At 67.0% G+C, this 11,601-nt stretch carries 14 protein-coding genes; 4 read left to right on the top strand and 10 right to left on the bottom strand.

The features are described 5' to 3' along the window. Positions 1–195: 195 nt before the first annotated feature. Positions 196–780 (bottom strand): hypothetical protein, encoded by a 585-nt coding sequence (locus tag AB0H86_RS16290; RefSeq protein WP_362437851.1) that lies wholly within the window; start codon positions 778–780, stop codon positions 196–198. A 296-nt stretch (positions 781–1,076) separates the two neighbouring features. Next, positions 1,077–1,721: a class I SAM-dependent methyltransferase gene (locus AB0H86_RS16295; RefSeq protein WP_362437854.1), complete on the bottom strand. Its 645-nt coding sequence runs from the start codon at positions 1,719–1,721 to the stop codon at positions 1,077–1,079. 333 nt (positions 1,722–2,054) lie between these two features. Between AB0H86_RS16295 and AB0H86_RS16300 the strand changes: the two genes are divergently transcribed. Next, entirely contained in the window at positions 2,055–2,633 is a 579-nt protein-coding gene (locus AB0H86_RS16300) for a recombinase family protein (protein WP_362437857.1), read from the top strand. A 325-nt stretch (positions 2,634–2,958) separates the two neighbouring features. On the opposite strand, the gene AB0H86_RS16305 is transcribed toward AB0H86_RS16300, so the two are convergent. The 5 genes from AB0H86_RS16305 to AB0H86_RS16325 form a co-directional block, all read right to left on the bottom strand. Continuing rightward, on the bottom strand, positions 2,959–3,168 hold the full coding sequence (locus AB0H86_RS16305; RefSeq protein WP_362437860.1) for a DUF397 domain-containing protein: 210 nt from the start codon (positions 3,166–3,168) through the stop codon (positions 2,959–2,961). Positions 3,169–3,909: 741 nt separating this feature from the next. Then, positions 3,910–4,758, bottom strand: coding sequence for a helix-turn-helix transcriptional regulator (locus AB0H86_RS16310; protein WP_362437862.1), 849 nt, complete (start codon positions 4,756–4,758; stop codon positions 3,910–3,912). A 15-nt stretch (positions 4,759–4,773) separates the two neighbouring features. After that, positions 4,774–5,298, bottom strand: a complete 525-nt coding sequence (locus AB0H86_RS16315; RefSeq protein ID WP_362437865.1) for a DUF6879 family protein — start codon at positions 5,296–5,298, stop codon at positions 4,774–4,776. Then, a complete protein-coding gene (locus tag AB0H86_RS16320; protein WP_362437867.1) occupies positions 5,270–5,512 on the bottom strand; it encodes a hypothetical protein in 243 nt (80 codons plus the stop codon). The genes AB0H86_RS16315 and AB0H86_RS16320 overlap by 29 nt, the downstream gene beginning before the upstream one ends. Positions 5,513–5,667: 155 nt before the next feature. Further along, complete coding sequence (locus AB0H86_RS16325) at positions 5,668–7,347, bottom strand: fumarate hydratase (protein ID WP_362437870.1); 1,680 nt, start codon at positions 7,345–7,347, stop codon at positions 5,668–5,670. 187 nt (positions 7,348–7,534) lie between these two features. Between AB0H86_RS16325 and AB0H86_RS16330 the strand changes: the two genes are divergently transcribed. Together AB0H86_RS16330 and AB0H86_RS16335 are read left to right on the top strand one after the other, a co-directional pair. Beyond that, positions 7,535–8,212: a DUF1707 domain-containing protein gene (locus AB0H86_RS16330; RefSeq protein WP_362438546.1), complete on the top strand. Its 678-nt coding sequence runs from the start codon at positions 7,535–7,537 to the stop codon at positions 8,210–8,212. Positions 8,213–8,396: 184 nt separating this feature from the next. Beyond that, positions 8,397–8,774: a WhiB family transcriptional regulator gene (locus AB0H86_RS16335; RefSeq protein ID WP_362437873.1), complete on the top strand. Its 378-nt coding sequence runs from the start codon at positions 8,397–8,399 to the stop codon at positions 8,772–8,774. Between the two features lie 86 nt (positions 8,775–8,860). Here AB0H86_RS16335 and glpX read toward each other — a convergent pair whose 3' ends face one another. Beyond that, entirely contained in the window at positions 8,861–9,895 is a 1,035-nt protein-coding gene (glpX, locus tag AB0H86_RS16340; protein ID WP_362437875.1) for a class II fructose-bisphosphatase, read from the bottom strand. Positions 9,896–10,020: 125 nt separating this feature from the next. Between glpX and AB0H86_RS16345 the strand changes: the two genes are divergently transcribed. Next, on the top strand, positions 10,021–10,542 hold the full coding sequence (locus tag AB0H86_RS16345) for a DUF4245 domain-containing protein (protein WP_362437878.1): 522 nt from the start codon (positions 10,021–10,023) through the stop codon (positions 10,540–10,542). 66 nt (positions 10,543–10,608) lie between these two features. Here the strand turns inward: AB0H86_RS16345 and AB0H86_RS16350 are convergent, their stop codons facing one another. Then, entirely contained in the window at positions 10,609–11,199 is a 591-nt protein-coding gene (locus AB0H86_RS16350; protein ID WP_362437881.1) for a malonic semialdehyde reductase, read from the bottom strand. Between the two features lie 144 nt (positions 11,200–11,343). Then, complete coding sequence (locus AB0H86_RS16355; protein ID WP_362437883.1) at positions 11,344–11,598, bottom strand: exodeoxyribonuclease VII small subunit; 255 nt, start codon at positions 11,596–11,598, stop codon at positions 11,344–11,346. Positions 11,599–11,601 lie beyond the last annotated feature (3 nt).

An 11,601-nucleotide genomic window follows, 5' to 3' on the forward strand; every position in this document is an offset into this window, starting at 1 on the left:
TCCGATGCGCAGCTATGCCCTGGCCGACCAAGGCCAGGGAACTTATGGCCTTAGACAGAAGCAGCGCCCCTCTAAGGGCGCTGCTCTATAGAAGCTTACTAGCGTTCGCGTCTCGCCCTGGCCGAGGAATGGAGGCCAGGCTTCATAGCAACCTAGAGGCACCCCGTGGAAGGTGCCTCTATCTGCGAGACAGAATTACTCAGCTTCAACGACGTCTGAGGACGAGTCGTCCTCGGCGTCGAGTAGGCCGCCGAAGTGACCAAACACCCAACCATCGACCATGGTTCGGTAAGCGTCTATCAGCATCCTCGGAAGAGAGTCTTTCGGCTCATCGAGGTGGAAGCACCATTGCGACACGACGTTGTCGCACAAGGCTAGATCGGCTACAGCAGCGCGCAGCCGCGCTGCATGCTCCAAGATGTCACCTTGACTCACGGCAGATATTGAGCCTACCGAGGCTCCTTCATGCGCAATGAAGTTGCGGGCTTTCCTCGCCCCATCGAGGGCGTCGAAGTCGGAGGTTCGCGAGCCGAGCGATGTGTTCGCTAGGTCTCGCAACGTTCCCCCGAGCATCTTGTCCGGGGGCAGACCATTGAGCATCTCTTGCAGACCCAACACCGGGTCGGCTTGTGCAGCCTCGGCAAGGTTGGCCATCCGCAAGACGTACTGACACTTCGACTCGAAGGCATTGGCCAGATGCAACGCGCGACCAGCCGACAGGAAAAGCGCGTCCAACAACCGTGGCTCACGCGGCTTCAGATAGCTCAGCGACCAACCCATGCGATCCACGGTACTGACACCGTCAAGGGGATTTCGGCCGGCTGACGGGGAAGGCGCCGGTGTTCAGGTCGCGGAGGCTCCCACAATGGCCCTGGCCACCGGAAAGAGCTGGGAAGGGGGGTCTGAAACTCTGAAGGCATCCTTCCGGGCACCCGCGCCCTTCCTTCCGAGCGCACGGCCGCACATTAACCCGAACTGGTGGGAATCTGCGCCTATGCTTAACACATCGTAGCGACCCCTCCCGCGTATATCTGGATTGCGCTGTCCTATCGGTCGCAACCGGAACGCTGGCGGGGCTAGGACTGACGGCGCGCGAAAAGGACCGCCCCTGGAACACTCTCATCAAGGTCGAGCAGCATTTGGGCCTCGACCGTGAACCCAGCCTCGCGTAGCCAGGCCGCCACTTGGTCGGGTTGGCGGCGGTGGACGTAGACGTTCATCGGATAACCGCCGTAGCCCTGCGTCTTCAGCCTCGACTCGTCGCCGACGTGAAAGCCGAGCAGCAGTGGTCCGCTGGGACGCAACACCCGTCGGAAGTGGCCGAAGACCGTGGGGACGGCATCGTCGGGGACGTGAATCAACGACCAAAAAGCGAGCAGGCCGACAACCGAAGAGTCGGCGAGGTCGAGGTCTGTCATCGAGCCCACCTCGAATCGCAGGCCGGGGTGGTCGCGCCGAGCTACGTCGATCATCACGGGTGAGAGGTCGATACCGAAAGCGTCCACAGCCAACTCATGCAGGTGAGCGGTGACGTGTCCAGGTCCGCAGCCCACGTCCGCCACCGGCCCGCCGCCAGCGGCGTGCACCAAGTCGGCGAACAACGCCAGAGTCGCTCGAAGGTACGGTTCCCTCGCCAAAGCCTCGCGTATTCGGTCGGCATAGCTGACCGCGACCGTGTCGTAGGAAGTCCGGGTGTCTGCTAACCAGCGGTCCGCGTTCATGCCTCGGCACAGTAGTCCAGTGATCAGGACGCCGTGCACAGCCAGCGCACCGCGTGATCATCGTTTCGATGCCGCAAGACACAGGCTGACGACCCAGATCAACTGGGATCAACAACGAACCAGACCAGGTCATCCGAGACGGGGGCCAGACTCCCCAAGAGGGGACATGCGCCCACGTCCCTCAGTGGGGACCCGTAGATCCGTCTCGAAAGCGGTGGTTAGTGGATCAGTGGCCGAAGGGGCCACTCTCGGGCCCCAGGTCGTTCCAAAAGTCATTCCAGAACCTTGCTCTGAAGCCTTGAGTTTCGGAATGGGTTTTGGAATGATCGGGGCATGGGGACGGACACCACCACCGGGCACCTGATCGGCTACAAGCGGGTCAGCACCAAGGCGCAGGATGCGCAGCTTCAGGCTGACGCTCTCGCTGAGGCCGGCTGTGCCCGAGTCTTCGAAGACAAGGCTTCGGGTAAGAACATTGACCGCGCGGGCCTCCTGGCCGCACTCGACTACATGCGCGAGGGTGACACGCTCGTCGTCTGGAAGCTGGACCGCCTTGGACGGTCCACGAAGGACGTGCTGACGATCGCCGAGGATCTGCACGCCCGAGGCATCGCCCTGCGCATCCTCACTGGCACTCTCGCCGGTAGCTACTCGCCGAAGGGCGAGGGGAAGTTCTTCTTCACGATGATGGTCGCCTTCGCCGAGCTTGAGCGAGACATGATCGTGGAGCGCACCCGTGCCGGTTTGGAAGCGGCCAAGGCTCAGGGCCGCACCGGTGGCAGGCCCAAGGCCATGACCGAAGACATGATCGCGGCGGCCAAGGCTCGCCGGGCCGCTGGTGAGTCTTACGGGGCGATTGCTAAGGCTCTCGGAGTCGGGCAGGCCACCGTTTACCGCCAGCTCTCCGAGTAGGCGCAGCAGCGCCCAACAGGAACCCCCGCGCTCTCGGGCCGGGGGTTCCTTCGTTCCCTGCACACCCATCGCTGCGACGCGGGGAAGCCCCGCCCATCTGCCACGGGGGAACGACAGACGGACGGGGCCGACAGTGGGCCCGCTCAGTGCTCGCGTGGCCGGACGGGGGCACGGGTGGCAGCGTTACGCCACCACCACAAGCCCCGGCAGGCAGGCGGTGAGAGCCAGAAGAACGCCCCGCACCGCGCGCACCACGGCAACCCGTTCTCGGGGTCCATGGGGCACTCGGCGTTACAGCGGGGGCACTTCGGCACGGGACCTACTCTCAGGCGCTCAGGTCGTACTCACCTGCCTTCACAGCGGCCGTCAGGTCGGACCACTGCGCGGCCGTCATGGTGACGATGGTCTCGGGCCGCTCGCTGTCCCGCAGCGCCACCACGCCGGGCACGTTCAGCGCCACCTCAGGGCAGTTGTTTACCCGTGCGTCACGGCATGCCGCCGTCCTGACGAACTCGAATTCGGGGACTCTGCTCATGCTGCCGTTCCCTTCTCCGAACAGCGGGGATACGGTCCCCGCGCTGTCGTACAACCCGCCCCGGCTGCTTGGCCTGTCCACCAACCGGGGGCGGGAGTTCATAGGTTGTGCGTCGCGGCAAGCGTGATGATCAGGCCGCAGGCGAGCCAGGTAATGAACACGACGGCTGGCCAAGCTATGCGGCCAATGAATCGCCTCACCATCTCCAACCGTCGAGCTTCCCGCCCGCGCACTGCGGGCACCGAACCTTCTCCCGGTTGTTGCACGTCCAGCACCCCCCGAAGCCCGCACAGCCAGGGCACCAGACTTCGCGGTGACCGAAGCACGTACCGCAAATGGTCGCCATGGCGTTCAGCCACTCGATCATGCCGGGGGCCCTGCCCTCGTACCCAGTACGGCCTGCCCGCGGCTTCTTCGGGCGCTCCAAGGCTGTGGTCACGGTCGGCCCAAGCGGCTCTGCCGGTTGGCTTCCGCTACTCGCTCCCTCAGCGTCGGGCGGGGACTGCCGACGCCGGAATGCGGGGCCAGGTCTGCGCCTTCCGCGCTGTTCCCTAGCGGGTCGTCGGCATCTTTGAAGACCAGTAGCCGCCCGTCATCTCCGTGGTCTGCCACATCTCGGGCCAGTCGTGCTCTCGCTTCGCTCGCCATGGTTGCCCGCTCCTCGTAGCTGCGCTCCGTGGCCAACAAGCTAGGAACGGGCCACGGTTGGGCTCTACGAAGTTCTACAGAATTGCACGCGAGTTACCCGAGGGCCCCTATGGCATCGGTGATCAGGGCGCGCGCTGAGCCCCCGTAGACGGCAATCTCGGACAGCCGATCGAATGCCTCGGCGTACTGCCCGATCTCTGAGGGAGCAGTGACGTTGACAGCGGCAGTCAGTAGCTCCACCTGGGCCTGCTCGGTGTCGTAGATGCTGAACGTCTCCAGCGGCCACATGTGCCGCGAAGCCGTGAACGGCACGACTCCCAGGGATACCGCCGGAAGGGACATGATCGACAGCAGGTGCCCGAGTTGCCCGGCCATAACTTCGGCGTCGCCCATGCGGTACCGCAAGACGGCTTCTTCAACGAGGATCGCGAAACGGTGGTCACCTTGGCGCAGCACGCGCGCCCGATCCATGCGGGCCGCGACGGCTTCGGCCACGTCGTTCGGGGACTGCCGGAAGTGGGTGATCTCGGAGAGGAGCGCCGTAGCGTAGGCCGGGGTCTGGAGCAGCCCAGGCACAACGTTGGAACAGTAGATCCGGAAAGTCCGCGTGCGCTCGAAGAGCGGTACGTATGACTCTTGGAGTCGACGCAGTCCCGTGCGCTGTAGGCGTCGCCACTCGACATACATGGACTCAGCCGAGCGAGAAGCGGCGATCAGGTCGGCCGCTTGGCCGTCAGCTCCGCAGATACCGCACCATGCGCGGATATCATCATCGGACGGTGACGTAACCGCGTTCTCCAGCCGACTCGCCTTGGAGGGGTGCCAGCCGGCCTGTAGGGCCACCTCCCGCGCGGTCAGCCCAGCGTCTAGGCGGACCTCCCGGAGACGTGCTGCGAGCGCCTCACGGGCAGCCTGGACGCTGGACGACGGGGAACGGGCCATTGGTGCTGTCGGGCCTCAGATCTTGTAGCGGTCGTGCGGAATGGCTCGGTCCCAGACGGCTTCGAACGCCGAGGCGCACAGCTTGACCACCTCGGGACGGTCGTCCACCTCGTCGCCGAGGTAGACACCTTCACCTGAGAAGTAGCCGAACCTCACCAACCGGTCATCGAAGCACCAGTAGTCGTTGCCCGGCAGGGCAAGGTCCGACGCGTTCCGGCGGGGAAGCCAACGGATCTGCTCACCAGCGGCGACGTTGGTAAACGTGCCGTCGTAGAGGTAGCGCGTGTACTCGCTCACGGGCTCCGAGACGATTCGGGCGCGACGGATGACCACGCCATGGGAGACGGTTTCCGACACCATGTCGAGCCACGGACGCCACCACGACGCACGGTCGTTCGGGTCGGGCCGATACCCGGCCTTCCACGCGGCCACGCGCGGAGCCTCGTCGGGGTCGTCGTAGAAGTCGCGCATCTCCAGATGCACGGCGGACCGCTGACAGTTCGCCAGCAGCTCAGCGAACGGCGGTGCCGTCTGCGGCATCGCATGCCTCCCGGATGGCGGCCGCCATACGCATGGGCAGCCGGACGACGGTCTCACTGTCGGGGATGGGACCGGACTTCAGGCACTCGGCACGCGTGGCCTCGTCCACCGTCCAACCCTGCATCACGATCTCTTGCTTCTCCTCGTCAACCCACACGGTGGGGCAGTTCGCCCCATCCGTGTTCGGGTCCTTGGCGATGAACCGTAGCGACACAGCAGCCTCCCGGGCTAAGTGGGTTGCACGGACTTCTACGCAACGAACCCTCGCGACGCACGCGATGCGGCGTCAAGAGTGCGGTTTTGGCCAGGTCAGACGACAAGAGCCCCCGGCGGGTGCCGGGGGCTCTCTTCAGGCGTCGCTCCGCCGGGTCAGCCGAGGCCGGGACCCCGCACGGGGATGCTGGTGAACGTCGGCTGCTCATGTTCCCGCGAAGTGAAGAAGTCGTTGCCCTTGTCGTCGACGACGACGAACGCCGGGAAGTCCTCGACCTCGATCTTCCATACGGCCTCCATGCCGAGCTCCTCGTACTCGACGACCTCGACCTTCTTGATGCAGTCCTGCGCGAGCCGGGCCGCCGGGCCGCCGATCGAGCCCAGGTAGAAGCCGCCGTGCGCGTCGCACGCGTCCGTGACCTGCTTGCTGCGGTTGCCCTTGGCCAGCATCACCTTGGAGCCGCCCGCCGCCTGGAACTGCTCGACGTAGGAGTCCATACGGCCGGCCGTCGTCGGACCGAAGGAGCCGGACGCGTAGCCCTCGGGCGTCTTCGCCGGGCCGGCGTAGTACACCGGGTGGTCCTTCAGGTACTGCGGCATCTCCTCGCCCGCGTCCAGCCGCTCCTTGATCTTGGCGTGCGCGATGTCGCGGGCCACGACCAGCGGGCCGGTCAGCGACAGTCGGGTCTTCACCGGGTACTTGGTCAGCTCGGCGAGGATGTCGTCCATCGGCTGGTTGAGGTCGATCCTGACGGCGTCCGAGGACTCGTCGAGGTGCTCGTCCGTGGTCTCCGGCAGGAACCGCGCCGGGTCCGTCTCCAGCTGCTCCAGGAAGACGCCCTCGGCGGTGATCTTCGCGACGGCCTGCCGGTCCGCCGAGCAGGAGACGGCGATGGCGACGGGGCAGGAGGCGCCGTGCCGCGGCAGCCGCACCACCCGTACGTCGTGGCAGAAGTACTTGCCGCCGAACTGCGCCCCGATCCCGATCTTCTGGGTCAGCTCGAAGACCTTCTCCTCCAGCTCCTTGTCCCGGAAGCCGTGGCCGAGCGGCGAGCCCTCGGCGGGGACCTCGTCCAGGTAGTGCGCGGAGGCGTACTTGGCTGTCTTCAGCGCGTACTCGGCGGACGTGCCGCCGACGACGATCGCCAGGTGGTACGGCGGGCAGGCGGCCGTCCCCAGCGAACGGATCTTCTCCTCCAGGAACTTCATCATGGAGGCCTCGTTCAGGACGGCCTTCGTCTCCTGGTAGAGGAAGGACTTGTTGGCGCTGCCGCCGCCCTTCGCCATGAACAGGAACTTGTAGGCGCCGCCGTCCGTCGCGTACAGCTCGATCTGCGCCGGGAGGTTGGAGCCGGTGTTCTTCTCCTCCCACATGGTGAGAGGCGCCATCTGCGAGTAGCGCAGGTTCAGGTTCAGATACGCGTCGTAGATGCCACGGCTCAGGGCTTCCTCGTCGGCGCCCCGGGTCAGCACGTTCTGTCCGCGCTTGCCCATGACGATCGCCGTGCCGGTGTCCTGGCACATGGGCAGCACACCCGCGGCCGCGATGTTCGCGTTCTTCAGGAGGTCCAGTGCCACGAACTTGTCGTTGCTCGATGCCTCGGGGTCGTCGATGATCCGGCGCAGCTGGGCGAGGTGGGCCGGGCGCAGGTAGTGCTGGATGTCGTGGATCGCCTCCTCGGCGAGCTTGCGCAGCGCCTCCGGCTCGACCTTGAGGAACGTCCGCCCGTCGGCCTCGAAGGTGGAGACACCCTCGGAGGTCACCAGCCGGTAGGGGGTGGTGTCCTCTCCCATGGGGAGCAGATCGGTGTACGCGAACTCAGGCATGTCGCCCATTCCTCACTCGACAGATGGCCGCTGGCCTCCATTGGCAGCGCCCACCAGCGTAGAACCTGCCTCCGACAGCGCTCTGGTGAGGTTGTCCTCAGTCGGCCGGTTCAAGGTTTGTCCACACCCCTGGTCGCGATCTATCGCGTTTCGGTACGCTGCTGCCGTGGACCTTCACAAGCACACCGAACCGCAGGTGCAGGAACCCGCCGCCGCGAGGGACGCCGACCTGCGCGCCTCGGACGCCGAGCGTGACCGCGTCGCCGACATCCTGCGCGAGGCCCTCGCCGAAGGGCGCCTCACCGCCGACGAGCACGCGGAACGCGTCGAGGGGGTGCTGAACGCCAAGACGGTGGGCGAACTGGAGGTCTTCATACGGGACCTGCCGGCCGCCCATGGCCGCCGAGCCGCCCCCGGTTACGCCCCGGCCCCCAACCGCCCCACCGACGCGCTCCCGCACGACCCCGACGACAACGTGGTCGCGGTGTTCAGCAGCGCCGTCCGCAAGGGCCGTTGGCGAGCGGGCCGCCGGATCCACGCGTACGCGGTCTTCGGGACCGTCGACATCGACCTGAGTGAGGCGATCTTCGAGTACCAGCAGGTCGTGATCAAGGCCATCTCGGTCTTCGGCAATGTCGAGGTCCGCGTCCCGGAGAACGTCTCGCTGCGCGGCACCGGCGGCGGAGTCCTCGGCAACTTCGAGGTGGACACCGTCGACTCGGACGACCCGGAAGCCCCCGTGGTCTACGTGGACGGCTGGGCGGTGCTGGGGAACGTCGAGGGCCGGCCCAAGCGCGGCAAGCTCGTCGCGGACATTCTCGACCGGGTGCAGCGCAAGGTCGACAAGGGTTTGCGCAAGCATCTGGATCGTTGACGGTCGTGAATCCGACGGCGAATCCGACATGTTTCCGGTGAAAGGGATCATGGGTCGTCGGGCGTGAGAGCGCGTACAAGTCCTCGTAATCCGGCGGTTCGGAACTCAGTGCATAGGCGCGCGTACAGCGGGTAGGCCTTGCTGCATCGTCTCTCGCTCGCGAAGCCGTCGTCAGGAGTAGACCGTGCTGCAACCGCCGCATTCGTCCCTGCAGGTAGCTGCCGTACCGGCCCAGCGGGGTCCAGTGCGGGACAGGGACCAAGACGCACCTTGGCACACCGAGGCGGTGTGCCGGCGCGACGAGGCCGGCCTGTTCTTCGCGCCGTCCAAGGAACCCACCGCCGCCCGGCTCTCCCGCGAACAGGCCGCGAAACGCGTCTGTGCGGGCTGCCCCGTCATGGTCGAGTGTCGCGAGCACGCGCTCCTGCAACCGGAGCCCTACGGCGTCTGGGGCGGCCTGACCGCCGCGGAGCGCCGCGTGGTCCTGGCCCGGCGCCGCCGCCGCGACCTGGAACTGAAGAAGGCGGCCAGGGCGGGGGACCGCATAGCGGCAGCCGGCTGACCCGCACGCGAGAAGAGAGGCGTTCCCACCGCACCGGGGACGCCTCTCTTCTTGGGTGCTCTGCCTACTTCACTTTCGGGCTCTGTCTACTTCGCCCGATCGAAGTCGATCGCGCTGTATGCCCGCAGCTTGCTGAGCCGGTGCTCGGAGTCGATCCTCCGTACCGTCCCCGACTTCGACCGCATCACGATCGAGTCGGTCGTCGCGGTCTCCGACCGGTACCGCACGCCCCGCAGCAGCTCACCGTCGGTGATGCCGGTCGCCACGAAGAAGACGTTCTCCCCGGACACCAGGTCGTCGGTCGTCAGGACGCGGTCCAGGTCGTGCCCCGCGTCGATCGCCCGCTGCCGCTCCTCGTCGTCCTTCGGCCACAGCTTGCCCTGGATGGTGCCGCCCAGGCACTTCACCGCGCAGGCCGAGATGATGCCCTCCGGCGTGCCGCCGACGCCGAGCAGCAGGTCGACGCCGGTGCCCTCGCGCAGTGCCAGGATCGAGCCGGCCACGTCGCCGTCGGCGATCAGCCTGATGCGCGCGCCGGTCTGGCGGACCTCGTCGATGAGGCCCTCGTGCCGCGGCCGGTCCAGGATGACGACGGTGACGTCCTCGGGCGTGGACCGCTTGGCCTTGGCGACCCGGCGGATGTTCACGGACACGGGCGCGTCGATGTCGACGAAGTCGGCGGCCTCGGGCCCGGTGACCAGCTTGTCCATGTAGAAGACGGCGGACGGGTCGAACATCGACCCGCGGTCGGCGGCGGCCAGCACCGCGATCGCGTTGGTCATGCCCTTCGCGGTCAGCGTGGTGCCGTCGATCGGGTCGACGGCGATGTCGCACTCGGGCCCTGTCCCGTCGCCGACGCGCTCTCCGTTGAAGAGCATCGGGGCCTCGTCCTTCTCGCCCTCACCGATGACGACGACGCCGTTCATCGAGACGGTGGAGACGAGGGTCCGCATGGCCCGTACCGCGGCACCGTCGGCGCCGTTCTTGTCGCCGCGCCCGACCCAGCGGCCCGCGGCCATCGCCGCGGCTTCGGTGACCCGGACGAGTTCGAGGGCGAGGTTGCGGTCGGGAGCCTCGGAAGGAACTTCGAGCTCGGACGGCAGATGATGATGCTCGGTCATCGGAGCGCACCTTTCTGATACGACGACGGCCGGATGAGGGTGTGGCCCGACTCTATCGTCAGGCAGACAAAATGAGCAGGGGGCCCCACGGATGAGCGGACCAGGGCACCTGCGACGATAGGGGTGTGGCAGGTTCGAACGGTAAGCAGAAGACGGTCCGGGACATGATCCTCTCCCTGGGCCTGATCGGGGTGGCGGCGGCCGTCATCTACCTCTTCATCCCGCACGACGACTCCGCTCCGGACATCAAGAAGGTCGACTATCGCGTCGAGCTGCTCACGGCTCGCCGCGCGGCGACCTACCCGGTGGCGGCGCCGGAGGGCCTGTCCGGCAGCTGGAAGGCGACGTCCGTGCGCTTCCGGGGCGACCAGTTCGACGCGTGGCACCTGGGCTTCCACGCCCCCGACGGGGAGTACGTGCAGATCGAGCAGTCCGCTCAGAAGCCGTCCACGTTCATCGACGAGGCCAGTCAGGGCGGCACCGCGACGAAGACCACCCAGGAGATCGACGGCCGTACGTGGACGCGCTACGCGGGTGGCCGCTACGACGCCCTGGTGCTCGCGGAGAAGGGGTCGACCACGGTGGTGGCCGGCACGGGCTCGTTCGCCCAGCTGACGGAGATGGCCGGGGCACTGAAGATGGCGTGAGCCGCCCGGACATGCGGAAGGCCCCCGGCGTCGACGCCGGGGGCCTTCCGCATGTGTACGCACCGCTCAGACGGTGGTGATGACGTCGTCGTAGGCCAGGCGCGGGGAGCGCGGGTGCCAGGCGTCCTCGCCCGGCTTGCCGATGTTGACGACCATCAGCGGGGTGTGGTCGTCGTCGAGGAACTCCTTGCGGACGCCCTCGAAGTCGAAGCCGGTCATCGGGCCGGCGGCCAGCCCGGCGGCGCGGACGCCGACGATGAAGTACGCGGCCTGGAGGGCGGCGTTCAGTGCGGCGGCACCCTCGCGGGCCGGGCGCTCGCTGAAGTAGGCGTCCTTGAGCTGCGGGAAGGCCGGGAAGAGCTGCGGGAGCTCCTCGTGGAACTCGTTGTCCGCGGCGAGGATCGCGACCAGCGGGGCGGTGGAGGTCTTGGCCTGGTTGCCCTCGGCCATGTGCTGGACCAGGCGCTCACGGGCCTCGGCGGAGCGGACCAGGGTGATGCGCAGCGGGGTCTGGTTGAAGGCGGTCGGGCCGTACTTGACCAGGTCGTAGATCGCCTGCACCTGCTCCTCGGTCACCGGCTCGTCGGTGAAGGTGTTCGCGGTGCGGGCCTCGCGGAACAGCAGGTCCTGCGCGGCGGGGTCGAGGACGAGAGACATGCGTCAACCTTTTCGGCGTGTGCGTCGGACCCGGAAACGGACCGGGGACCGCTTGCGTCTTCGACGGTACGACATTGAAGTTCAACGTTCAACCAAAACCGGGGCGTGGTGATCCGCTTCACAGCCCCGGTCATCACCCAGGTGCTACTCGGTGTCCCCGGAACCCTCTTCCCGGCCCTCTTCCTCGGCGAGGGCCGCGTCCAGCCGCGCCCGTGCCCCGTCCAGCCAGCGGCGGCACACCTTGGCCAGCTCCTCGCCGCGCTCCCACAGGGCGAGGGACTCCTCCAGCGTCGTACCGCCCGCCTCCAGCCGCCGTACGACGTCGATCAGCTCGTCCCGTGCCTGCTCGTACCCGGGCCCCTCGGCCACTGCCGCCGTCTCCTCCACCTTGCTGGTCATTCG

It is taken from the genome of Streptomyces sp. NPDC050997 (genome assembly GCF_040660135.1).
In the GTDB taxonomy this organism is placed as follows: domain Bacteria; phylum Actinomycetota; class Actinomycetes; order Streptomycetales; family Streptomycetaceae; genus Streptomyces.

What these genes read in the sequence shown, in the direction of transcription:
- AB0H86_RS16290 (WP_362437851.1), bottom strand. Translation starts at nt 780, where the DNA reads ATGGGTTGGTCGCTGAGCTATCTGAAGCCGCGTGAGCCACGGTTGTTG.
- AB0H86_RS16295 (WP_362437854.1), bottom strand. Translation starts at nt 1,721, where the DNA reads ATGAACGCGGACCGCTGGTTAGCAGACACCCGGACTTCCTACGACACG.
- AB0H86_RS16300 (WP_362437857.1), top strand. Translation starts at nt 2,055, where the DNA reads ATGGGGACGGACACCACCACCGGGCACCTGATCGGCTACAAGCGGGTC.
- AB0H86_RS16305 (WP_362437860.1), bottom strand. Translation starts at nt 3,168, where the DNA reads ATGAGCAGAGTCCCCGAATTCGAGTTCGTCAGGACGGCGGCATGCCGT.
- AB0H86_RS16310 (WP_362437862.1), bottom strand. Translation starts at nt 4,758, where the DNA reads ATGGCCCGTTCCCCGTCGTCCAGCGTCCAGGCTGCCCGTGAGGCGCTC.
- AB0H86_RS16315 (WP_362437865.1), bottom strand. Translation starts at nt 5,298, where the DNA reads ATGCCGCAGACGGCACCGCCGTTCGCTGAGCTGCTGGCGAACTGTCAG.
- AB0H86_RS16325 (WP_362437870.1), bottom strand. Translation starts at nt 7,347, where the DNA reads ATGGGCGACATGCCTGAGTTCGCGTACACCGATCTGCTCCCCATGGGA.
- glpX (WP_362437875.1), bottom strand. Translation starts at nt 9,895, where the DNA reads ATGACCGAGCATCATCATCTGCCGTCCGAGCTCGAAGTTCCTTCCGAG.
- AB0H86_RS16350 (WP_362437881.1), bottom strand. Translation starts at nt 11,199, where the DNA reads ATGTCTCTCGTCCTCGACCCCGCCGCGCAGGACCTGCTGTTCCGCGAG.
- AB0H86_RS16355 (WP_362437883.1), bottom strand. Translation starts at nt 11,598, where the DNA reads ATGACCAGCAAGGTGGAGGAGACGGCGGCAGTGGCCGAGGGGCCCGGG.